Source organism: Nonomuraea sp. SYSU D8015, from assembly GCF_008065375.1.
Taxonomy (GTDB): domain Bacteria; phylum Actinomycetota; class Actinomycetes; order Streptosporangiales; family Streptosporangiaceae; genus Nonomuraea.
In genome coordinates this window covers 211,171-233,797 of sequence record NZ_VJYI01000005.1, presented here as the reverse complement: position 1 = coordinate 233,797, position 22,627 = coordinate 211,171, and the positions used below count along the sequence as shown (strand labels likewise).

General features: G+C 70.3%; 20 protein-coding genes. 10 read left to right on the top strand and 10 right to left on the bottom strand.

Annotated elements, in window-relative coordinates; all coding sequences use genetic code 11:
* The first annotated feature begins 70 nt into the window (after positions 1-70).
* Positions 71-1,465: an NAD(P)H-quinone dehydrogenase gene (locus ID574_RS23500; RefSeq protein ID WP_188191107.1), complete on the top strand. Its 1,395-nt coding sequence runs from the start codon at positions 71-73 to the stop codon at positions 1,463-1,465.
* A gap of 206 nt (positions 1,466-1,671) precedes the next feature.
* Here ID574_RS23500 and ID574_RS23495 read toward each other — a convergent pair whose 3' ends face one another.
* Positions 1,672-4,890, bottom strand: a complete 3,219-nt coding sequence (locus ID574_RS23495) for an efflux RND transporter permease subunit (RefSeq protein ID WP_442939322.1) — start codon at positions 4,888-4,890, stop codon at positions 1,672-1,674.
* 131 nt (positions 4,891-5,021) lie between these two features.
* Here ID574_RS23495 and ID574_RS23490 point away from each other — a divergent pair, with 131 nt between their 5' ends.
* The 3 genes from ID574_RS23490 to ID574_RS23480 all read left to right on the top strand — a co-directional run bounded on the left by ID574_RS23490 (position 5,022) and on the right by ID574_RS23480 (position 8,229).
* On the top strand, positions 5,022-5,474 hold the full coding sequence (locus ID574_RS23490; protein ID WP_223166993.1) for a MarR family winged helix-turn-helix transcriptional regulator: 453 nt from the start codon (positions 5,022-5,024) through the stop codon (positions 5,472-5,474).
* A 287-nt stretch (positions 5,475-5,761) separates the two neighbouring features.
* Entirely contained in the window at positions 5,762-6,565 is an 804-nt protein-coding gene (locus tag ID574_RS23485; RefSeq protein WP_188191105.1) for a purine-nucleoside phosphorylase, read from the top strand.
* Positions 6,566-6,609: 44 nt separating this feature from the next.
* Positions 6,610-8,229 (top strand): phospho-sugar mutase, encoded by a 1,620-nt coding sequence (locus ID574_RS23480; RefSeq protein WP_188191418.1) that lies wholly within the window; start codon positions 6,610-6,612, stop codon positions 8,227-8,229.
* 13 nt (positions 8,230-8,242) lie between these two features.
* Here the strand turns inward: ID574_RS23480 and ID574_RS23475 are convergent, their stop codons facing one another.
* The gene (locus ID574_RS23475) at positions 8,243-9,247 is read right to left on the bottom strand and encodes a nucleoside hydrolase (RefSeq protein ID WP_188191104.1); all 1,005 of its coding nucleotides are present in this window, start codon (positions 9,245-9,247) and stop codon (positions 8,243-8,245) included.
* Positions 9,248-9,423: 176 nt separating this feature from the next.
* Here ID574_RS23475 and ID574_RS59985 point away from each other — a divergent pair, with 176 nt between their 5' ends.
* Together ID574_RS59985 and ID574_RS23470 are read left to right on the top strand one after the other, a co-directional pair.
* Positions 9,424-9,876, top strand: coding sequence for an ATP-binding protein (locus tag ID574_RS59985; RefSeq protein ID WP_223166992.1), 453 nt, complete (start codon positions 9,424-9,426; stop codon positions 9,874-9,876).
* A complete protein-coding gene (locus ID574_RS23470; protein ID WP_223166991.1) occupies positions 9,822-10,826 on the top strand; it encodes an ATP-binding protein in 1,005 nt (334 codons plus the stop codon). The genes ID574_RS59985 and ID574_RS23470 overlap by 55 nt, the downstream gene beginning before the upstream one ends.
* 147 nt (positions 10,827-10,973) lie before the next feature.
* On the opposite strand, the gene ID574_RS23465 is transcribed toward ID574_RS23470, so the two are convergent.
* Genes ID574_RS23465 through ID574_RS23455 form a run of 3 tightly spaced genes read right to left on the bottom strand, consistent with a single transcriptional unit; the run spans position 10,974 to position 13,216 of the window.
* Positions 10,974-11,462 carry a GyrI-like domain-containing protein gene (locus tag ID574_RS23465; protein ID WP_188191103.1) on the bottom strand — a complete coding sequence of 163 codons (489 nt, stop codon included), beginning with the start codon at positions 11,460-11,462 and terminating at the stop codon, positions 10,974-10,976.
* Between the two features lie 15 nt (positions 11,463-11,477).
* On the bottom strand, positions 11,478-12,398 hold the full coding sequence (locus ID574_RS23460; RefSeq protein ID WP_223166990.1) for a sigma-70 family RNA polymerase sigma factor: 921 nt from the start codon (positions 12,396-12,398) through the stop codon (positions 11,478-11,480).
* The gene (locus tag ID574_RS23455) at positions 12,398-13,216 is read right to left on the bottom strand and encodes a MerR family transcriptional regulator (protein ID WP_188191101.1); all 819 of its coding nucleotides are present in this window, start codon (positions 13,214-13,216) and stop codon (positions 12,398-12,400) included. The genes ID574_RS23460 and ID574_RS23455 overlap by 1 nt, the downstream gene beginning before the upstream one ends.
* 111 nt (positions 13,217-13,327) lie before the next feature.
* On the opposite strand from ID574_RS23455, the gene ID574_RS23450 reads away from it, so the two are divergent.
* The 3 genes from ID574_RS23450 (at position 13,328) to ID574_RS23440 (ending at position 16,344) form a co-directional block, all read left to right on the top strand.
* Entirely contained in the window at positions 13,328-14,020 is a 693-nt protein-coding gene (locus tag ID574_RS23450) for a TetR/AcrR family transcriptional regulator (RefSeq protein WP_188191100.1), read from the top strand.
* Complete coding sequence (locus tag ID574_RS23445) at positions 13,980-15,446, top strand: class I adenylate-forming enzyme family protein (RefSeq protein ID WP_223166989.1); 1,467 nt, start codon at positions 13,980-13,982, stop codon at positions 15,444-15,446. Before ID574_RS23450 ends, ID574_RS23445 begins: the two co-directional genes overlap by 41 nt.
* A gap of 157 nt (positions 15,447-15,603) precedes the next feature.
* A complete protein-coding gene (locus ID574_RS23440) occupies positions 15,604-16,344 on the top strand; it encodes an enoyl-CoA hydratase/isomerase family protein (RefSeq protein WP_188191099.1) in 741 nt (246 codons plus the stop codon).
* Positions 16,345-16,357: 13 nt separating this feature from the next.
* Here ID574_RS23440 and ID574_RS23435 read toward each other — a convergent pair whose 3' ends face one another.
* The 4 genes from ID574_RS23435 to ID574_RS23420 are packed head-to-tail and all read right to left on the bottom strand — an operon-like array spanning position 16,358 to position 19,014.
* Positions 16,358-16,975, bottom strand: a complete 618-nt coding sequence (locus ID574_RS23435; RefSeq protein ID WP_188191098.1) for a hypothetical protein — start codon at positions 16,973-16,975, stop codon at positions 16,358-16,360.
* Complete coding sequence (locus ID574_RS23430; protein ID WP_188191097.1) at positions 16,972-18,045, bottom strand: adenosine deaminase; 1,074 nt, start codon at positions 18,043-18,045, stop codon at positions 16,972-16,974. The genes ID574_RS23435 and ID574_RS23430 overlap by 4 nt, the downstream gene beginning before the upstream one ends.
* Positions 18,042-18,410: a cupin domain-containing protein gene (locus tag ID574_RS23425; RefSeq protein WP_188191096.1), complete on the bottom strand. Its 369-nt coding sequence runs from the start codon at positions 18,408-18,410 to the stop codon at positions 18,042-18,044. The genes ID574_RS23430 and ID574_RS23425 overlap by 4 nt, the downstream gene beginning before the upstream one ends.
* A 4-nt stretch (positions 18,411-18,414) precedes the next feature.
* Entirely contained in the window at positions 18,415-19,014 is a 600-nt protein-coding gene (locus tag ID574_RS23420; RefSeq protein ID WP_188191095.1) for an AMIN-like domain-containing (lipo)protein, read from the bottom strand.
* A gap of 125 nt (positions 19,015-19,139) precedes the next feature.
* On the opposite strand from ID574_RS23420, the gene ID574_RS23415 reads away from it, so the two are divergent.
* A complete protein-coding gene (locus ID574_RS23415; RefSeq protein ID WP_188191094.1) occupies positions 19,140-21,107 on the top strand; it encodes a hypothetical protein in 1,968 nt (655 codons plus the stop codon).
* Positions 21,108-21,151: 44 nt separating this feature from the next.
* On the opposite strand, the gene ID574_RS23410 is transcribed toward ID574_RS23415, so the two are convergent.
* Positions 21,152-22,555 (bottom strand): MFS transporter, encoded by a 1,404-nt coding sequence (locus ID574_RS23410; RefSeq protein ID WP_223166988.1) that lies wholly within the window; start codon positions 22,553-22,555, stop codon positions 21,152-21,154.
* Positions 22,556-22,627 lie beyond the last annotated feature (72 nt).

The window sequence follows — 22,627 nt, the reverse complement described above, 5'->3', positions numbered from 1 at the left end:
CAGCCAAGAGTAGCGCGTGAGAGCGCGCCCCGTTCGTGGTCACCACGAGGCATGCGGGAGAATAGGACACGTGACGAGGATCGTGATCATCGGTGGCGGACCAGGCGGCTACGAGGCGGCGCTGGTGGCGGCCCAGCTAGGCGCGCAGGTCACCATGGTCGAGCAGGACGGGCCGGGCGGCGCGTGCGTGCTGACCGACTGCGTGCCCTCCAAGACGCTGATCGCGACCTCCGTGCGCAAGCAGGCGCTGCTCGACGCCCCGTCGCTCGGCCTGTCGTTCGACGGCGGGCCCGACGGCGACGCCGGCACGGTCGGGGTCGACCTGCCGATGGTCAACAAGCGGGTGAAAGAGCTGGCGCAGGCCCAGTCGGCCGACATCGCCACCCGGGTCGAGGCCGAGGGCGTCGAGATCATCAAGGCTCGCGGCCGGCTGGTGGATCCGCAGGTCGTGCGGGCGGGAGACCGGACGATCCGGGCCGACGTCGTGCTCGTGGCCACCGGCGCGACGCCGCGCGTGTTGCCCGGGGCCGAGCCCGACGGCGAGCGCATCCTCACCTGGCGTCAGCTCTACGACCTGGAGGAGCTGCCCGAGCACCTGATCGTGATCGGATCGGGCGTGACGGGGGCGGAGTTCGCCGGGGCCTACCGCTCCCTCGGGGCCGAGGTCACGCTGGTCTCCAGCCGCGACCGGATGATGCCCAACGAAGACGCCGACGGCGCCGAGGTGCTCGAAGAGGTCTACCGGCGGCGCGGCATGAACGTCATGGGCCGCTCGCGCGCGTCCTCCGTCAAGCGCACCGCCGACGGGGTCGTGGTGACCCTGGAGGACGGGCGCACGGCCGAGGGGTCCCACGCGCTGATGACGGTCGGCATGATGCCCAACACGTCCGGCATCGGGCTGGAGGAGGCCGGGGTCCAGCTCGACCGGGGCGGCTTCATCAAGGTCGACAAGGTCTCGCGCACGTCCGCGCCGGGCGTCTACGCCGCCGGCGACTGCACGGGCGTGCTCATGCTCGCCTCGGTCGCCGCCATGCAGGGGCGCATCGCGGTCTGGCACGCGCTCGGGGAGGCCGTGCAGCCGCTGCGCCTGGCCACGGTCGCCTCCAACATCTTCACCGACCCCGAGATCGCGGCGGTGGGCGTCGCCCAGCGGGCCATCGAGGCCGGCGAGATCGAGGCCAACGTCGTCAAGCTGCCGCTCGCCACGAACGCGCGGGCCAAGATGCAGGGCTTCAACGACGGTTTCGTCAAGCTGTTCTGCCGGCCGCACACCGGGATCGTGCTGGGCGGGGTCGTGGTGGCGCCGCGGGCGTCGGAGCTGATCCTGGCGGTGTCGGTGGCCGTCCAGCAGCGGCTGACGGTCGACCAGCTGGCTCACACGTTCGCGGTCTACCCGTCGCTGTCCGGCTCGATCACCGAGGCCGCCCGCCGCCTCATGCAGCCCCAGACGGCCAGCGGCATCTGACTCCCGCGCCACGCGCCCTCGCACGACGGCCCACCGGAGCCGACCGGGCCGCGGTCAGCCGAGTGCATGGTGACCGGCCGATCGCCCGGCGACCGTGCGGCGGGGCGGCGGCCGGTTCTGACTCGGGCCGGTGAGCCGGGCGCGCACACCCTGAACGACGAAAGGGCGCGTGCCCCCAAGGGGGTACGCGCCCTTTGCCGCCGCGGTCACGTGGCCGGCGTGAGCACCTTCTCCTCCTGCTTCGGCTCGGCCGGCTTGCGCCGCATCCGCTCCTTGGTCCGCTCCACCACCGTGTACAGCGTCGGCACCAGCACCAGCGTCAGCAGGGTGCTGGAGATCAGCCCGCCGATCACCACGATGGCGAGGGGCTGCGAGATGAACCCGCCCGATCCGGTCACGCCCAGCGCCATCGGCGTCAGCGCGCAGATCGTGGCCACCGCCGTCATAAGGATCGGCCGCAGCCGGCGCCGGCCGCCCTCGATCACCGCCTCGACCACGCCCATGCCCCGCTCGCGGTACTGGTTGATCAGGTCGATCAGCACGATCGCGTTCGTCACCACGATGCCGATCAGCATCAGCATGCCGATCAGCGCCGGCACGCCCAGCGCCGTGTCCGTGGCGACCAGCAGCCCGATCGCGCCCGTCGCCGCGAACGGGATGGACACCAGCAGGATCACCGGCTGGACGAAGCTGCGGAACGTCGCCACCATGATCAGGAACACGATGGCGATCGCCGCCAGCATCGCGATGCCCAGGTCGGCGAACGCCTCGGTCTGGTCGGCAGACGCGCCGCCGATCTCGTAGGTGGCGCCCGACGACAGCTGCAGCCCGTTCAGCTTGGTCGTCAGCGCCTGAGTCACCGCGCCCAGGTTGCCGGCGTCGGCCGCCTTGGCCGAGACCGTCGCCGAGCGCTCGCCGTCGATCCGGGTGATCTGCGTCGGCCCGGCCACCTCCTTGACGTCCGCCACGGTCTTCAGCTTCACCGTGCCCGCGGCGGTGGCCAGCTCGAGGTCCTCGACCTTCTTGACGCTCTCCGGCGCCTCGTCCTCGCGCAGCACCAGGTCACTGGTGCGGCCGTCCAGCGTCATCTGGCCCAGCGGCGCGCCGCGGAACGCCTGCGCCACCGCCTGCCCGATCTGCGCCTCCGACAGCCCCCGCTCGGCGGCCTCCTCACGGTCGACGACCACCTCGATCCGCGGCGCGCTGTCCTCCAGGTTCGACGCCACGTCCCGAAGCCCGGAGACCTCGCCCATGGCCTTCGCCACCTGGTCGGTCGCGCTGCGCAGGGTCTCGGTGTCGGGCGCGCGCACGATCACGTCGATCGTGTCGGAGTTGAACCCGCCTCCGCTCTGGCCCACGGTGACCTCGCCGACCCCGGACAGGCCCGCGATCTTGTCGCGTAGCTCCTGCTCGACCTTCGGGGTGTCGACGCCGTCCTTGAGCGTGATCGAGTACGAGGCCCGGTCCGCGCCGCGGCCGCCCCCGCCGGGCGGGCCGAAGGAGTTGCCGCCGCCGCCGACGTTCACCTGATAGGACTTCACCTGGTCCATGCCCGCCAGCACGCCCTCGACCTGCTTGGCGGCCTTGTCGGTGGTCTCCAGGTCGGTGCCGACCGGCATCCGCTGGCTGACGGAGATCGTGTTCTGCCCCGAGGAGTCCAGGAAGTTCGTCTGCAGCCCGCCGGCCAGCCCGAACGTGCCGACCATCACCGCCACCCCGATGAGCACCGTCACCAGCTTGAACCGCGTCGCGAACCGCAGCACCGGCAGGTAGAGCCGCTGCAGCGGCGAGCGCAACTCCTTGGCCTCCGCCTCCTCACGCTGCTTGCGCGCCTGCTCCGGCGTCAGCGCCGGCGCCTTGAGGAACCAGTACGCCAGCACCGGCACCACCGTCAGCGACACCACCAGCGACGCCATCAGCGCCACCGCCACAGTGATCGAGAACGGGCCGAACAACTCGCCGACCATGCCGCCGACGATCGCGATCGGCGCGAACACCGCCACCGTGGTCAGCGTCGAGGCCGTCACCGCCCCGGCCACCTCGCGCACCGCCGTCAAGATCGCCTGTAGCTTCGCCTCGCCGTAGCCGAGATGCCGTTTGATGTTCTCCAGCACCACGATCGAGTCGTCCACGACCCGGCCCACGGCGATCGTCAGCGCGCCCAGCGTCAGCATGTTCAGGGAGTAGTCGCCCATCCACAACACGATCAGCGCGATCACCACCGACAGCGGGATCGACACCGCCGTCACCAGCGTCGAACGCACCGACAGCAGGAACACCAGGATGACCAGCACCGCGAATGCCAGGCCCAGCAGGCCCTCGGTGGTCAGGCTCTCGATCGACTGCTCCACGTACGGCGCCTGGTCGAACACCACCGACACCGCCGTGTCCGACGAGTCGCCCAGCGCCCGGGTCAGCTCCGGCAGCTTCTCCGTGATCTCGTGCGAGATCGTCACCGCGTTCCCGTCGGGCGCCATCGTCACCGACACGCCCAGGCTCGTCTTCCCGTCCGTACGGGTGATCGTCGTCGCCTCGGCCAGCCCTCGCGTGATCTTCGCGACGTCGCCCAGCTTCACCGGCTTGAGCGGCTCGGGCTCGGCGGCCTGCTGAGGAACCCCGCCCTGCCCCGGACGAGCCTGCGCCTGCCCCGGCGGCGCCTGGCCCTGCCCCGGCTGACCCTGCCCCGGCTGACCCTGCCCCGGTTGCGCCTGGGCCTGGCTCTGCTGCGGCTGGGCCGGCGTGAGATACAGGTTCTTCAGCTTCTCCACGGTGTCGACCCGCGTGCCGACCTGCACCGTCAGTGCCTTGCCGTCGGAGTCGAGCGTGCCGGCCGGGATCGGGGTGCCGTTCGCCTGCAGCACACTGGAGATCTGCGAGGCCGACACCCCCTTGTCCTCCATCTTGTCCTCGTCCGGCTCGATCGTGACGACTTCCTCGCGGGTGCCGGTGACGTTCGCCTCCCGCACACCCTCGATGCCCTGCAACTCCGGCACCATGATCCGGTTCAGCTTGTCGGCCATCGCCCGCGCGTCGCCGCCGTCGCCCACGGCCAGCACCATGACGGGGATGTCGTCGGTGTTGCCCGCCGACACCGTCGGCTCCACGCCGTCGGGCAGCGTGACGCGGCTGACCGCCTGCTGCATCTTGTTCAGCGACTCGTCGACGTCGGTGCCGTACGCGAACGCCACCTGGATCTGCGCCATGCCCTCGGCCGAGGTGGAGGTCATCTGCTCCATCCCGGCAAGCCCCTGGAAGGAATCCTCGATCGGCTTGGTGACCTGTTCCTCGACGATCTCCGGCGACGCGCCGGGATACGACGCGACGACGAACGCTCCGGGAAACGACAACGACGGCAGCAACTGCTGCTTCAACTGCGGAATCGCGAACACGCCGAACCCGCTCAACACGAGCGAGATCAAGATCACAAGGCTCCGGTTAGCCAGGCTCATCCTGGCGAAAGCGGTCATGGGCTTCCCTCCCTGGAGTTTCGCCCCAGACTAACACTTAGCCTTAGACAAACATTTTCTTTCCTGATAACCTTCTCAGGGAACGAGAGGTGAGTGTGAACGACGAGCGCGAAGAGCTGATCCGCCGGATTTCCGCGACGCAGCGCGGCATGGGTCGACTGTTCGCCCAGAATCAGTCGCCTCTGTTCGACTCCAACCTCACCATGCGCCAGCTCAAGGTCGTCATGATCCTCTCCGCCGGCGGCTCGGCCTCCGGTCAGGAGCTCGCCGCCGCGCTCGGCGTCGGCCTCGGCACCGTGACCGGCATCGTCGACCGGCTCGTCGCCCAGGGGCTCGTCAGCCGCCACGAGGACCCGAACGACCGCCGCGTCCGCCGTGTCCGGCTCACTCCCGCCGGCACCGACCTCGTCGAGCAGATCAACTACACCGGCCTGGAGCACCTGCGCCGGGTGATGTCCCACCTCGACACCGAGACCCTGCGTGCCCTCGACAAGGTCAGCCGCGCCATCAGGGACGTCGCCGACAAGCTCGACAAGAAGTGATCTGCCGCCCATAGGGGGAATGCGGCCCGCGCCCGACGGGCGAAAAGCCCTATCCGGGCCGCCCGCCGCGCCTGCGGCACCCGTACCGGCCCGCTCCCCGACCAGAGGCGCGGGACCGCCCCAAGAGCCGCCCCACCCCGAAACGACCCACCCACACCCGGAAGAACACCTCAAAGACCTCCAGCCGTGTGCCCGGCCGGCGCGCGCACGGCAACGCCCGCCCGAATTGCCCGAATGCTCCAGGCGAACACAGAGAATCGCACACGCTGCTCATAAACTACTGAGCTGTGAGCAACGACGCATACACCCTGGCCAGTGAGGCCGCGGCGGCGCTTCACCGCGCCAGCGGCCTCGACACCTTCGACGTGGCGCTCGTCATGGGCTCGGGGTGGGTGCCCGCCGCCGACGCGATCGGCGAGACGGTGGGCGAGGTCCCGTTCACCGACCTGCCCGGTTTCCGCGCCCCGGCCGTGGCCGGACACGGCGGCAAGATCCGCGTCCTGCGCACCTCCAGCGGGCGGCACGCTCTGGTGTTCCTCGGGCGTACACACCTGTACGAAGGGCTCGGCGTGGACGCCGTCGTGCACGGCGTGCGCACGGCGGCCGCGGCCGGCGTCCGCACGCTCGTGCTCACCAACGCGGCCGGCGGGCTGCGGCCGGAGACGCAGAACGTCGGCGACCCGGTCCTGATCAGCGACCACATCAACCTGACCGGAGCCAACCCGATCACCGGGACCACCTTCATCGACCTCACCGAAGTCTACTCGCGCCGCCTGCGCGCCCTGGTCCGCGAGATCGACCCGACCCTCTCCGAGGGTGTCTACGTGGCCTTCCGCGGGCCGACGTACGAGACGCCCGCCGAGATCCGCATGCTGCGCACGCTGGGCGGCGACATGGTCGGCATGTCCACCGTCCTGGAGGCCATCGCCGCCCGCGAGGCCAACCTGGAGGTGCTCGGCCTCTCCCTCGTCACCAACCCCGGCGCGGGGCTGTCCGGCGAGCCGCTCAACCACGAGGAGGTCCTGGAGGTCGGCCGGGCGACGGCGGCCCGCATGGGCGTCCTGCTCGCCAAGGTGGTGGACCGCCTGTGAGCCCCGCGGACGAGCACCACGACACGCCGGAGGGCAGCGACCTGATGGAGGCCGCCCGCCGGTGGCTGGCCCAGGACCCCGACCCCGACACCCGCGCCGAATTGTCGGCCCTCCTCGACGCCGGGGATCTGGCGGGGCTGCGGGACCGGTTCGGGGCCAAGCTGGAGTTCGGCACCGCCGGCCTGCGCGGCGAGCTGGGCGCGGGCCCCAACCGCATGAACCGCGTGACCGTCATGCGCGCCGCCGCGGGCCTGGCCCAGGTCCTCGGCCCCGGCAAGCACGTGGTCATCGGCTACGACGCCCGGCGCAAGTCCGACGTGTTCGCCAGCGACACCGCGGCCGTCCTGACCGGCGCCGGCCTGCACGCCTCCCTCCTGCCCGGCCCCCTGCCCACGCCGGTCCTGGCCTTCGCCGTGCGCCACCTGGGCGCGGACGCCGGGGTGACGGTCACGGCCAGCCACAACCCGCCGCGGGACAACGGCTACAAGGTCTACTGGGGCGACGGCTCGCAGATCGTGCCGCCGATCGACCGCGAGATCTCGGCCGCCATCGACGCGGTCGGTCCCGTCGACCGGCTCCCGCTGCACGGCCCCGGCACGTTGACGGAGCTGGGCGAGGGCATCGTCGACGACTACCTCGACGCCGTGACGTCCCTGCCGCTGGGCGACGCCCGTGAGCTGCGCGTGGCGTACACGCCGCTGCACGGGGTGGGCGGGGCCACGCTGACGGGCGCCTTCCTGGCCGCCGGGTTCGAGAGTCCCATGGCGGTCGAGGAGCAGCGCGAGCCCGACCCCGATTTCCCCACGGTGTCCTTCCCCAACCCGGAGGAGCCGGGCGCGATGGACCTGGCGATCGCGCTGGCCGCTGCGAAGGGCGCCGACCTGGTCCTGGCCAACGACCCGGACGCCGACAGGTGCGCGGTGGGCGTGCCGCTGCCGGGCGGCGGCTGCCGCATGCTCACCGGCGACGAGGTGGGCGGCCTGCTGGCCGAGCACGTCCTCACCCACACCACCGGCGACCGCATGGTGGCCACCACCATCGTCTCCTCCAGCCTCCTCGGCAAGATCGCCGCCGCGTACGGCGTCCGCTACGGCGAGACGCTGACAGGCTTCAAGTGGATCATCAAGGCCGGCCCCGGCCTGGTCTTCGGCTACGAGGAGGCCATCGGCTACAGCGTCGGCTCCGACGACGGCCTCCCGGTCCACGACAAGGACGGCATCGGCGCCGCACTGACGGTGGCGGCCATCGCCGCGGCGGCCAGACGCGACGGCCGCACGCTCCTCGACCTCCTGGACGACCAGGCCCGCCGCTACGGGCTGCACGCCACGTCACAACTGTCGTTCCGGGTGGCGGACCTGTCGCTGATCACCGATGCGATGACCCGCCTGCGCACCACCCCGCCGACCGAGCTGGGCGGCCGCGTGGTCACGGGTGTGGACGACCTGACCAAGGGCGAGGGCGGCCTGCCGCCGACAGACGGCATGCGCTACCACCTCACCGGAGACGCCCGCGTCGTGATCCGCCCGTCGGGGACGGAGCCCAAGCTGAAGTGCTACCTGGAGGTGGTGGCGCCGGTGACGGGCGAGGTCGCCGACGCCCGCGCCCACGCCGCCCGGTCCCTCGACGCCCTGAAAGCGGATCTCTCGAGCTCCTTGGGCCTTTGACAGGGCGCTGCGCCTAGGTCCGGCCGTTCAGGGTGTCGAGGAAGCGCTGCTCGAACGCGGCGGTGTCGGCTGTGGTGCCGTACCAGAGCAGGCGGCCGGACGGCGACAGGACCGTCCGCCCGGCCGAGGGACCGTCCAGCACCACGTCGACGCGTCCGGTGGTGAACTCCACGTGCCCGGGACGGACGGCGCTCATCGCGGCCAGAGGATCCCACCAGTAGAGCAGGCCCTGCTCGATCAGCGGCCGGACCTCGGGATGCGTGACGATCTCCAGGACGGTGTCGGCGGCGGGAGTGTGGTGGTCGGCGCCGAGCCGATCCAAGAAGGCGTCGGTGATGGGCACCTGGTTGGCGGCGTCCAGCGGCACCATGCGTACGATCCCCCGGCTCCGGGTGAGCGCCGCCCGCGCGGCCACGGGGTCGAGCCAGTAGTTGAACTCCTGGGTCCCGTCGAACTCCGGCGGGGTCCCACAGCACAGGTTCCCGCCCACCTTGACGGCTCCGCCCATCGAGGTCAGCCGGGAGGCGGAGTACGGCAGCGCGGCGGCCGGATTGCCGAGCGGGCCGGTGGCGATGATCTGGGTCGAAGGATCCTCGCGCAACACCTTCCTGATCAGCTGGTGAGCAGGCAGCCGCGCCGGCGTCTCGTCACCGGCGCACCCGGGTGTAGCCGCCGTGAGCACCCGGTCGAAGAGTTGCCGCAGGTCGGCGGGGAAGGTGTTGGGCGCCGTGCCCGACGCGTCGGCGATTGCCACGTCATCCAGGCCCAGGCGCTCGGCCAGACACCGCGCGTGGCGGATCGCCCGGCCGGGCAGGCCGGCCCCGTCGTTCGTCACCGTGATGGCACGCAGGTCGATGCGCCCGGCCTGGTGCTCCTGAGCGAGGTACGCGAGGGTGGCCGCGTCGTCGAAGTCCATGTCGGTGTCGAAGATGACCGCGGGCGGACGGGCGTGGGCCGCCGCGGGCAGCGCCCCTGCTGTCGCCATGGCCAGGACAAGGGATAACAGGACTCGCTTCATGAGTCTCCCCGGTTCGAGACGATGGTCCACGGCCCCAGTTAAGCCCAGTGCGGCTTCATATCTGCGTCAGCCCTCAGAAGCTCACAATGGCTTGCATCGGTATCAGATGAGGTCCAAGGTTAATAGGTCCAAAAATGGTTGGACCATTTTTGGACCTATTGACGTGCGGGGGACCGATGGACGGATTCATTGGGCGCGATCGCGAGCTGGCCATGCTCGGCCGCTATTTTGCGCGCGTAGGAGCAGGAGACAGGCCAGGTCGTGCCGTCCTCATGAGAGGTCGTCGCCGAGTTGGCAAGTCTCGCCTCGCCGAGGAGTTCATCCGCCGCTCCGGCGTTCCGAGCCTGTTCTTCACCGCGGCCCACGAGCCGCTCGCCGACCAACTCGCACGGTTCATCGCAGATGCCGCGGCCTCCAACCTGCCTGATGCTTCGCTCTTTGACGGTGTGGCCCCCACATCGTGGGACAGCGCGCTACGGCTGCTGGCCCAGGCCGTGCCTCAAGACTCGCCGAGCATCGTCGTGCTCGACGAGCTCCCCTTCATGATCGCTCAGGATCCGCACCTGGAGGGGAGGTGCAGCGTCTCTTCGACCGCGAATTCTCACGCCGCCCGATGTTGCTCATACTGATCGGCTCCGACCTGTCCGTCATGGAGGCGATCAATCAATATGACCGTCCGTTCTACATGCGGGCATCGGAAATGGTGGTCCGTCCGCTCACCCCTGCTGACGTGGAGAAAAAGCTCGAGTTGCCACCCGCCGACACGATAGACGCCTATCTCGTCACGGGCGGCTTCCCGCTGATCCTGGACGAGTGGCCGACCGGCACCACGGTGTGGGACTTCCTGAACACCTCCGTGCCCGAACAGACCTCGGCCCTGATCGTCAGCGGTGAACGCGCGATGGCGGCGGAGTTCCCGCCTGAAGCGCAATCCAGGACCCTCATCAAGGCCATCGGCTCGGGACAACGCACCTTCTCGTCCATTGCGAGGGCCTCCGGTGGAATGCCTGCCACATCGATCAGGCGCGCCCTGCAGATCCTTATGGACAAGCGTATGGTCTCCTCGGAGACGCCGCTGTCCACCCGTCCCTCGAAGGAGCGCCGCTATCACGTCGAGGACACACACGTGCGGTTTTGGCTGGCGTTCCTCGAGCCGGGCATGCCGGAGATCTATCGTGGCCGTGGAGATCTCGTCCTGCGGCGGATCGAGCGCTCATGGACGGCATGGCGAGGCGCTGCCGTCGAGCCGTTGATCCGTGAATCGCTGCGCCGCATGGACGGACGTCCCGAAGACACCGGGGCAATCGGCGGGTTCTGGACGAGAACCAACGACCCCGAGATCGACCTCGTCGGCGCAGATCGGGAGCCGATCGCGAAGAAGATCACCATGCTCGGCTCTGTGAAGTGGCTCGAAAATCGGCCGTTCGACCATCACGACCTGAGCGAGCTCATCGTCCACCGCTCGAAGATGCCCGGAGCGGACACGTCCACGCCTCTCTACGCGATCTCCCGCAGCGGATGCAGTGTGGACGGCGTCACGCCCATCGGCCCAGAGGAGCTCCTTGACGCCTGGCGATGAGCGAGCCGGCTCCACATTGCGGCGGAGTTCGGCGAGGGTGAAGGCCAGCGTGGCGACAACCAAGCCGGCGATCCTGGGCGTCCGGCGCCGGGGACGATCGACGTTGTTCGCCGGTCCCCGGCGCCGCGCGCTCAGTCCTTCAGTGGATCAATCCTTCAGGCGGAACTGCAGGTCCGTGTCCCAGTTGTTCAGGTCGGGCTCCTCCTGGGGGTTCGTGTTGTAGAGCTCCAGGCGGCACCCCCAGTGCTCCGTCCCGTCCTTCTCGGTCATGTCCCACGTCAGACCCTCTGCCTTGGCCCACTTCCGCGTCCTGTCGATGACGTCGAACAGCCCGTCGGGGTGGCCGTGGTGGGACTCGGTGACGTAGCGGCCCGCGGGCAGGACGTCGGCGAAGATGTCGCCCTCGCCCTCCACCGGCGCGGGAACCGGCACCCCGGCCTGCACGACCAGCCGGTCATTGGCCATGTCGATCTCGTCGTACCTGAAGAACGGGGCCCCCGCGGGATACGAGCCGCGCGCGATCAGCCAGCCGATGATCTCACCGATCCGGTCTCCGACGAGGCCGAAGGTGGTCATGGTGATGGTCCCGCGCACCCCGACGTACGGACGCTCGGGAAGCTCGATGATCTTTGGCATGTTTCTGTTCCTCCTTCACTTCTCAGTACGAAGCGCCTGCCCCAAACTCATCGGCAGCCCGAAGTACGGGAACAGGCCCGGGTCCAGGTATGTGGTCTCGCCGGTGATCAGGCCACCGGCGACGTCGAGGACGACCAGGGCGAACGGCTCCCCCTTCACGTACTGTCCGAACGCCGGGCAGCCGTTGGCCCGCGTCGGGAGGAGGCGGGAGCCGGCACAGTGGGCGTCCGGACCGGCCGCCAGCAGGACGGCGCGGATGTGCTCGCGCCCGCGCAGCCACCACGTGAACGGCGGCATCGACGACGTGGCGTCCTCGTGGAGCAGCGACACCAGCGTGTCCACGTCATACCGCTCGAACGCCGACACGTAGCGGGCCAGCAGGCTCTCGTCCACCTCCGCGTCGGCCTCCCCGGTCGCGGGGAGCTTGGCGCGGGCGCGCTGGAGTGTGCTGTTGACGGACGTGATCGTGGTGTCCAGCAGGCCCGCGGTCTCGGCGGCGGACCATTTCAGCACGTCGCGGAGGATGAGGACGGCCCGCTGGCGGGGCGGCAGATGCTGCAGGGCCGCCACGAACGCCAGCCGGATCGTCTCCTTCGCCACCGACACGTCGGCCGGGTCGAGGGCGCGGCCGTCCGGGATGGGCTGGATCCACCGGTCCGGCGGGAGCGGGGCGCCCAGGTCGGCACCGGGGATCGCGTCGGGGACGAGGTCCATGGCGCGGGCGCGGCGCTGAGTGCCGCGGAGCATGTCGAGGCAGACGTTCGTGGCCAGGTGGAACAACCACGGACGCAGCGGGCCCTTGGCCGGATCGTACGTGCGCCACGCCCTGACGAAGGTCTCCTGCACCGCGTCCTCGGCCTCGAACCCGGAGCCGAGCATCCGGTAGCAGTAGCCGGTCAGCTCGATCCGGTGCCGCTCGGAGTCGACAGTGTCCACTACGTGGAGGTCACCTCGATCTGCAGTTCGGTCACCCATTCGTCCAGGTTCTCCGGGCAGTGCAGGGAGATCTCCCTGGCCAGGCCGAGCGAGCGGAAGCCGTTCTCTTCGATCCAGTGCGCCAGCGCCTGGAACGTCGGCCCGACCTCCTCCATCGGCCCCTCGTGGATGATCGTGGCCGCCGTCTCGATGGCGGGCAGGTCGAGCACCTCGAAGTCGTAGGAGTCACTGGGCGCCACGGTGACCGGCAGGCAGGCGTGCACCATGACGGAGCCGTCCTCCTCCTCCACGTAGTAGGCCAGGCCAGGGCCGACGATCGGCACGCCGGCCGCATCCATCCGCCGGCAGATCTCGGCGAACAGCGGCTTGATCACCGGCCCGATGTCCTCGCCCTCGTAGCTGGCCGCCCTGGCGCTGAGCTGGGCGACACGCAGCGGGGCCACGCGTTTCAGCACGACCTCGGCCGTACGCATGTGTCCCTCCGTCTCGATCGTGCGGAGCCTCGCCTCGACGCTCCGCAGCCTGGCGAGGTCGGCGCTGATCTGGGCCTCGATCTGGGCGCGACGCAGCCGGACCATGCCGTGCAGTTCCTCCGCGCTGACCTTCTCGTCGAGGATCGCCCTGACCTGCTCCAGTGTGAAGCCGAGGTCCTTGATCGCGACGATGCGGTTGAGCCTGGACAACTGCGCGGCCTGGTAGGACCGGTAGCCGGTCACCGGATCCACGTGCGCGGGGCGCAGCAGGCCGATCGCGTCATAGTGGCGGAGCATGCGTACGGACACGAGCCCCAGCCTGGCGAAGTCTCCGATGCTGAACATGGCCTCTCCAGGTGTAGGCCCTGACACGGTGTCAGAGTCAACCTATGGCGTTTTGCCGGGCGTTGGAGTATTTTCCGGACTTAGAGCGACCGAACGTTCGGTAGGAGGGTGATGGACCTCAAGGACAGGGACGCTGACGCGAGCCGGCGGATCAGGACGGCGGCGGTGCTGCTGTTCGCCCAGCGGGGCTACGCGGCCACGAGCATCCGTGACCTGGCCAGAGAGGTCGGCATGACCAACGCCGGCATCTACCACCACGTCTCCAGCAAGGAGGCCCTGCTGGCCGACCTCATGCGCGTCGCCCAGCAAGGGCTGATCGACGCCACCGAGCGCATGCTGCGGGGCGTCCGGAGCCCCGCCGACCGCCTCGCCCTGCTGATCAGCTCACTCACCGCCAGCCACGCCCTCGGCCCCATGACGACCCGGGTCATGGACGGCGAGCTCCGCTCCCTGACCCCCGGCTCCGCCGTCCGCGACCAGATCATCGCCCTCCGCGACGCCTACGAGGACCACTGGAGGCTGGCCCTCGCCGACGGCGTGGCCGAGGGTGTCTTCCGCATCGCCGACCAGCGGCTGACCCGCCTCGCCCTGATGTCCATGTGCACGGGCACCAGCGAGTGGTACCGCCCCGACGGGGACTCCACGCTGGAGCAGGTGTGCGCGGAGTTCGTGGCGATCGGTCTGGCCGCCGTACGCGCCTCCGCCCAGGTCGTCGCCACCCCCGACCTCTCCCTGCTGCCCGACTTCCCCTGGGAGCCGCCGGATGTCAGAAACGATCCCCGACCTGCTGAGGCACGCCGCTAGACGGTACGGCCGCCGCGAGTTCCTCCGTTTCCCCGACACCTCGCTGACTTTCCAAGACGCCGACGAGCAATCGGATCGGCTGGCCACCGCCCTGGTCGACAAGGGCGTCCGCCCGGGCGACCGGGTGGCGATCATGATGGAGAACGTGCCCGGCTGGCCGCTGAGCTGGCTGGCCGTCCTGAAGGCGGGCGCGATCACCGTGCCGGTGAACGTCCGCTACCGGGCCGCCGACCTGGAGCACGTCCTGCGCGACTCGGGCGCCGTCGCCACGCTGACCACCGACGAGCACGCCCCGCACATCCCCGGCACGGTGCACCTCCTCGCCACGTTGGGCTCCTCGGCCGCCCAGGTGCCAAACGTTCCGGTCATGCCCCACGATGTCGCGAATTTTCAGTACACGTCGGGTACGACCGGCTTCCCCAAAGCCTGCATGCTCACCCACGACTTCTGGCTCAGAACCGCCGGGATCATCGCCGACCAGGCCGAGCTCCGGGACGACGACGTCATGCTGATGGCCCAGGCGTACTCGTACATGGACCCCCAGTGGGCCACGCTCATGTGCCTCATCGGCGGCATCCCGCTCGTGGTGCTCCCCCGCTTCTCCGCCTCCGGCTTCTGGCCCGCGGTCAGGGAGCACGGCGCGACGCTCACGTACGTGCTGGGCACGATGCCCCTCCTGCTGCACAAGCAGGCGCCATCCCCCCTGGACCGCGACAACCGCATGCGTCTGGTGCTCTGCTCGGGCATCCGCCCCGACCTCCACCGGGAGTTCGAGGAGCGCTGGGGCGCACCGTGGCGCGAGCTGTACGGCTCCACCGAGAGCGGCCCCGACCTGCTGGTGCCCATCGACGCCGAGGAGACGGTCGGCACCGGCGCGATGGGCGTGGCGCCGCCCGGCAAGGAGGTCGTGGTCGACGAGGAGACCGGCGAGATCCTGGTGCGGGGCCTGCCCATGATGAACGGCTACTGGAACCACCCGGAGGCGACCGCCCACGCGTTCAGAGGCGGCTGGTATCACACCGGGGACCTGGGCTTCCGCGACGAACGCGGCTACGTCCACCACGCCGGGCGGATCAAGGACATGGTGCGCAGGGGCGGCGAGAACATCTCGTGCGCCGAGGTCGAGAGCGTGCTCACTCAGCACCCGGCGGTGCTCCAGGCGGCCCTCGTGCCCATCCCCGACGACCTGTGGGGCGAGCTGCCGAAGGCGTTCCTCCAGCTGCGCCCCGGCCACGCCGCCGACGAGGAGACGGCCATGAGCGTGATCGAACACGCCAGACGGCGGCTGGCCCCCTTCAAGATCCCGGCGTACGTCGAGTTCGTCGAGGAGTTCTCGCTGACCCCGTCGGCCCGCATCGAGAAACGCCACCTCCAGCGCCCCGACCAGCGCTCCACCCCCGCCCTGTTCATGGGCCTCACTCCGTGAGCCCGGGCTCGGTCGCCATATGCCGCCGCCTGCTCATGGCCGCACCGCGTGCGGCGGCTCGCTCGCCACACGCCGCCGTCTTCCCCGCTCTGGTCGCTACGCTCCCGCCGCTCCTCCAGACGACGGCACTCCCTCACCAGGTCGAGAAGGAGAGACCATGATCGAGATAACCGAACGCGACGACGTGGCCGTCATCACGCTCGCCCGGCCCGGGAAGCTCAACGCCCTCACCGCGGACATGCGCAGGCAACTGGCGGCGGAGGTACGCGGGCACGGGGACGGCAAGCAGGTCAGGGGCATCGTGGTCACGGGCACGGGCCGTGCGTTCTCCGCCGGGGAGGACCTGCGCGAGGCCGCGGGGAAGTCGCTCCTGGAGGAGGTGGAGTCGTTCCACGACATGACCAGGGCCGTGCTGGAGACCCGCGTGCCGGTCGTGGGCGCGGTCAACGGCCTGGCCGTGGGCGGGGCCGCCGAGTGGACGCTGTGCTTCGACGCCCGCTTGGGCGCCCCGTCGGCGGCGTACTTCTTCCCGGAGAACCACATCGGCCTGTCGATCTCGAACGCCAGCAGTTACCTGCTTCCCCGCCTGGCGGGCGCCAGGGCGCTGCGGCTGGTGCTCGACTCGGCGCGGCTGACAGCTGAGGAGGCCGTGGCGGCGGGCCTGCTCGACACCATCGTCCCGGAGGACAGGCTGGTGGAGGCGGCCATCGGCCTCGTGCACCACTGGACGCCGCCCGGCACGGCCACGACCGTCCACCTGTCGCTGCTGCGTCCCTCGCGCTCGGAGGTCGAGCGGGCCTTCGAGTTGGAGACGGAGGCCGCCAGGCAGGTCGAGGAGGCCGGGATCGCCCAGGCGGGCATGTCGAAGTTCATCGAATCGCGGAAGGCCAGGGAATGACGGCCGGGCGAGGTCACGGCACGACGATCGCCACGACCACGAGCACCACCGCCGCCGCCAGCACCGCGATCGAGTCGTAGGACCACACGGCCCGGACCGCCGGCGCCGCCTCCTCCCCCTGGCGGCGCCGGGCCGACTCGGCACGCTCGCGGATCTGCTCGCCCACCCAGTCGGCGTGCGTCTTGCCCGCCAACGCCTCCGCCGCCGCCTGCTCGCCCTTGCTCAGCACCGGCTCGGCGCTCAGGCGCCCGCGCTGCGGCCTGGGCATGCCGCGCCGCTGCGCCTTGGCCCGCTCACGGGCGGTGCTCATCGGCGTCCACATCCGCAGCACGCGGTCTTCACCGTGGTGGACGCCGATGGCGTGGGACACGGTGACGTCGTCGACGGCCGCCCACGGCACGTACGTCGTGCGGAGCGGGTTGCGCGCCACCAGCTCGCGCTCCGTGAACACGGTCGCCGGCCGCAGCGCCACGATGTAGACCAGCGCGGACAGCACGCCGAGCACGGCCAGCGCCACCAGCGACGGCTTGCCGTTGTATTTACTGACCAGGTCCCAGACGTTGAAGGCGACGAAGGCCAGCCAGACCCACGCCATCACGTACGCGGTCTTGGACCGGTAGACCTGTTTCACGACTGCCACTTGAGCTGTGCGAACCCGGGCTTGATCCGGCCGTTGATCAGCGCCAGCCGCTCGTCGAACGGGATGAACGCCGACTTCATCGCGTTGACCGTGAACCACTGCAGGTCGTCCCAGCCGTAGCCGAACGCCTCGACCAGCTTGGCGAACTCCAGCGACAGGCTGGTGCGGCTCATCAGCCGGTTGTCGGTGTTGACCGTGACGCGGAAGTAGAGCCGCCGCAGCAGCCCGATGGGGTGCTCGGCGATCGACGCGGCCGCCCCGGTCTGCAGGTTGGAGGTGGGACACATCTCCAGCGGGATGCGCTTGTCGCGGACGTAGGCGGCCAGCCGGCCCAGCTTGGCCGGTCCGTCGTCGGCCACGGTGATGTCGTCGATGATCCGCACGCCGTGGCCGAGCCGGTCGGCGCCGCACCACTGGATGGCCTGCCAGATCGACGGCAGCCCGAACGCCTCGCCGGCGTGGATGGTGAAGTGCGAGTTTTCGCGCTGGAGGTATTCGAACGCGTCGAGGTGCCGGGTGGGCGGGTATCCGGCCTCCGCACCCGCGATGTCGAAGCCGACCACGCCCACGTCGCGGTAGCGCACGGCGAGCTCGGCGATCTCCATGGACATGGCCTGGTGGCGCATGGCCGTGAGCAGCGTGCCGACGCGGATCCCGCGGCCCTCGGAGCCCTGTCTGAAGCCCTCGAGCACGGCCTCGACCACCTGGTCGAGGCTCAGCCCCGTGGCGGTGTGCTGCTCGGGGGCGAAGCGCACCTCGGCGTAGACCACGCCGTCGGCGGCCAGGTCTTCCGCGCACTCGGCGGCCACGCGCACGAGCGACTCGCGGGTCTGCATGACGCCGACGGTGTGGTCGAACGTCTCCAGATAGCGTACGAGCGATCCCGAATCCGACGCCTCCTCGAACCACTGGCGCAGATTGTCGGGATCTTGAGTGGGCAGCCGATCGTAACCGGTCTCCCGGGCGAGCTCGACGATCGTCTCGGCGCGGAGCCCGCCGTCGAGGTGATCGTGCAGCAACACCTTGGGAGCCCGCCGGATCTCGTCAAGCGTGGGGCTCATCCGGCCATGATATGCGGGTCTCGGCCCGCGCTCTCCGGTGAGAAGGCGGGCAGGCAGACGGCGATGTATTCGGCCCCCTCGGGACCGACGCTGTAGCGGACCTTCTCGCCCGGCGAGGTCACCACGGACTGCCCGGCCTCGACCTCCGTCCTTCCGCCGTCGTGCTCGACGATCACCATGCCGCGCAGGACCACGGTGTATTCGGTGAAGGAGGGCGTCTGGGCCGGCTCCTCCCAGCCGGGCGGTGCCGTCATATGGGCGATGGAGATCACCTCGTCGCCGCTGCTGACACGGCCGACGTGCTCGTCGATGAGCTTGCCGCCGGCGACGGGAATGCGGGCCGGGCCCTCGATCTTTCTGACCACGAGGTCAGTGTGCCACGTCGAGCACGAGCCGGTTGGGGCCGGTCAGCTCTCTCAGCTGGAACGCGGCCTGCCTGGCCAGCACCAGCCCGATGCCGACGCGGCCCTCGAAGTCGCCGGTCCGCACGACCTCGGTGAGGTTGGGGAGGTCGGCGGGGTAGACCGGGCCGCCCTTCCAGGTGAGCTCACCGTCCTCGTCGTGGGCGTTCGCGGGAAAGAGCGTGAGCTGGAGGTACGCGCCGCCGCGCACGTCGATGGGCTTACCGGAACCGTCCTGTAGGAACTCGTCCACCCACTTCACGTTGTAGCCGGGGATATCGCCTTCGAGATCGATGACCAGGCGGTCGTAGGTCTCGTGGGCGGCGAAACGCACGGCCGTCACGATGGCGGGCTCGACGCCGTCGCGCTCGACGTCCACCTCCGCGGTGCTGGTCGGCGCGCCCGGCTGGGGGGCGCCGCTCGATTCGGTCGCGGACGGGGGTTCGGACAGGACGGTGTGGGTGGTCGTACCGCTCGTGCCGCAGGCGGTGAGCGCGGCGAGGCAGGTGAGCACGGCGACGACGCGGGCTCTCGACGGCCTGCCGCCGGACGGGGATGACGGTCGCATGCCCGGTAGATGCCCAGCCCCCGGGCCTGCAAGCGGCGTCTCGCCGATCAAGGGGGGACTTTCCCGGGTCTTTCGCGGAACCGGCCGGGGCCTCTACCCTGTTCAGCCCACAAGGAGTCATATACGTGAGTGAATCCACTGATTTACCGGTTTTCCTGGCCCACTACGGTCCGTCTTTCGCGCGGACCGCGTACCTGCTGACCGGCGACCCGGACCGGGGCCGCGACCTGGCCGTGAACGCCCTGACGGCGGTCGGCCGCCGCTGGTCCGCGGTCCGCTGGACCCGGCCTGTGCAGGCCGTGCTGCGTGAGCTGTACAAGCGCTTCCTGTCGGACGGCACGCCGGCGCCGGACGCGTACGCGCTGGCCGCGCTGCCGCCGAACACGCGAGCCGCCGTCGTGGCCCGCTACCACGACGGCCTGTCGCCGCAGCAGGTGGCCGCGATCATCGGCCTGTGGACGGCCGCCCACGACGAGGAGATCCACCGCGCCCGCATCCACCTCCGGACCGCCCGCCCCGACCTCTTCCCCACCCCGGCGTACGCGTCGCCGGGCGCCCCAGCCACCCCACAGGCGCCGGATGACTCGCTCGTGCCGAAGGCCGCGGAGGCGCAGCGAGCCCACTCCGACGACCAGGACGGAAACGCACCGTGGGCCGCTCCATGGGGTTCGCCCACCGCCCCGCCCGGCGGCACTCCCGGCACCGCGCCAGACGCCCTCCCAGAGGCCGCGCCAGGCACCACAGGCAACCCCGAGCCCACGCCCTGGGCCGCTCCCGGCGCCGAGGCACAGGCCGCTCCGAGATCCGAGGCCGGTGGTGCCGGAGCGTTCGCCGCGGTCGACGACGGCCCCCGCTCAACCGGCTCCGGCGGCCCGGGAAGGCATTTCGGGGGCGAGACATGGGCGGTGCCGGCTTCGGCCTGGGATGTCGTGCCGGGTGACGACGATCCGGAGCTGCGGGCCGCGCTCATCCATCTGGCCGCCGCCGAGATGCCCCACGTCCACCTCTCCGGTCCCGTCCTGCGCCTCATCCGCAGACGCCGCAGGATCCGGTCGACGGCGTGGGCGACGATCTCCGTCGGTGCGGCCGGCGGGTTCGTGGCCCTGGTCGTGGCCGCCACGACCGCCCTCGCCGGCAACATCGAACGCGCGATGACCGAGCCGACCGGCCTTCCCCAGTACACGGAGTCCCCGCAGCAGGTCCCTCCACCGATCCCCGACGAGCTCGAAGAGCCGGTCCGGTACGCGTACGCGGGCTACTGCCGCGGCACCCCCAACAACCCCGCCAACCCCGAGGCGTGCGGCCAGTGGCGGCTGACGACCACGTCGGGCGACGAATGGCGGCTGCCGCACGCGGGCGCCGGCTACGACGAGGACACCGGCATCGTCCTGCCCCTCGCCGTGAGCCAGAACGGCCACCGCCTGGCCTACCGGGACAACCAGGGCTCCTACCTCGTCCTCGACCTGCCCACGGGCGAGTTCAAGCGGATCGACCTGGACGACCAGCAGGCCACCCCGCACTTCACCTCCTCCCCCGACGGCCGCTACTTCGCCGTCCACTTCGAGGACGGCGCCACCAGCGCGATGCTCGACTTCGACACCGGCGTCACCCGTCACACCACTGGTGAGAAGGTCAGGATCCTCGCCGTCGGGAACGACGGCACGCAGGTGGTGAGCGAGGAGGAGGACGTGGACGACGTGCCGGGGCACGCCTCGGTCACGACCGTCGAGCTGCGGGGCGCGCGGGTCTACGCGGGCGGCTACCGGATCGACCCCGACCTCCTCGAGTACGGCGCCGCCCTGTCCTCCGACGGACGCACGCTCGCCCTCGTCTCCCAGGGCGCGAAGCTCGTCACCATGGACGTCCGCACGGGGCTCGTCATGAAGCGGCGCACGCCGCTGGAGGACTACGAGGTGATCGCGGTCGAGCGCTGGATCAACGCGGACGAGGTCCTGGTCCGCCACTGGGACGAGGACGAGGAGTACGTCGTCTTCACGAAGGCGAACGTGCGCACCGGCACCCTCTCGGAGCACGCGGACGAGGCGACGGAGTGGATGGACTACGACTCCCCGATCGGCGTCCTGGAGGAGTGAAAGAGGGCCCCGCCAGAACTGGCGGGGCCCTCGCGAGTGTCTGATCAGACGGTCTCGTACACCTTGCCGCTCTCCGGCTCCACGGCCACGGCCCTGCGGCGGCGCAGGCCGGTCGCCGAGATCGCCAGCCCGACGAGGGCCAGCACCAGCGACACCACGATGGCCGCGCGGAGCGAGCCGATCGACAGCGTCTCGCCGCCGCCGCCCGAGGTAAGCACGGCGGTGACCGCGGCCAGCACGACGGCGCCGCCGACCTGGCCGGAGGTGTTGAGCAGCCCGGAGGCGAGGCCCTGCTCGTCGTCGTCCACGCCGCTGACGGCCTGGATGTTCAGGGCGGGGAAGGACAGCGCGAACGCCACACCGAGGAGCAGCATGCCCGGGAGGACCATGCCGGCCAGGCTGGGCGTGCTGTCGATGCCGAGGAAGATCGCGTACCCGCCGGCCAGCGCGGCCGCACCGATGACGATCAGCTTGCCGGTGCCGAACCTGTCGGCGAAGTCGCCCATCTTGGTCGAGGTGACCGCGACGAGCAGGCCGGCGGGCAGGAACGCCAGGGCCGTGCCGAGTGCCGACCAGCCCAGCAGGTTCTGGAAGTACTGCATGGCCACGAACTGGAAGGCCACGTACGAGCCCATGAGGATGACCAGGCCCAGGTTGGCCCGCACGATGTGGCCGGAGCGCAGGATGCCGAGCCGCACCAGGGGGTGCCTCGTCCGCAGCTCCGTGAAGACGAACAGCCCGAGCAGCGCGGCCACGGCCACCAGCGAGCCGATGGTGCGGATGGAGGCCCAGCCGACCTCGGGCGCCTGCACGACGGTGAAGACCAGCAGCAGCATCGAGGCGGTGATCAGCACCGCGCCGAGGATGTCGTGGCCGCCCTCGGCCCGCTCCTCCTCACCCCGCGGCAGCACCTTCAATGCGGCGACCAGCGCGATGACCGCGACGGGCACCGGCATGAGGAGCGTAAGCCGCCAGTCGAGCTGGGTCAGCAGGCCGGAGAGCACAAGACCGAGCGAGTAGCCGCTGGCGCCGCAGGCGGTGAAGATGCTCAATGCCTTGTTGCGCTCCGGGCCCTCGGGAAAGGTCGTCGTGATGATCGACAACGCCGCGGGCGCGGTGAACGCGGCGGCGACACCCTTGACGAACCGGGCCGCGATCAACAACGCGCCGTCGTCCACGACGCCGCCGATCAACGACGCCACGGCGAACACGCCCAGCGCGGCCAGGAACACCCTGCGCCGCCCGAGCAGGTCGGCGGTCCTGCCCCCGAGCAACAGAAGACCGCCGTAGCCGAGCACGTAACCGCTGACCACCCACTGCAAAGACGAGGTGCTCAGACCCAGATCGTGCTGGATGGCCGGCAGGGCGACACCGACCATCGAGACGTCCAGGGCGTCAAGGAAGATCACCGCGCAGAGGACGGCGAGCGCCGCCCAACGGGATGACACAGATACGGAAGTTGAGGAAGAGGACATGGCCCAGAACACTACATGCAATCGCATCTAATGCAAATGCATTTA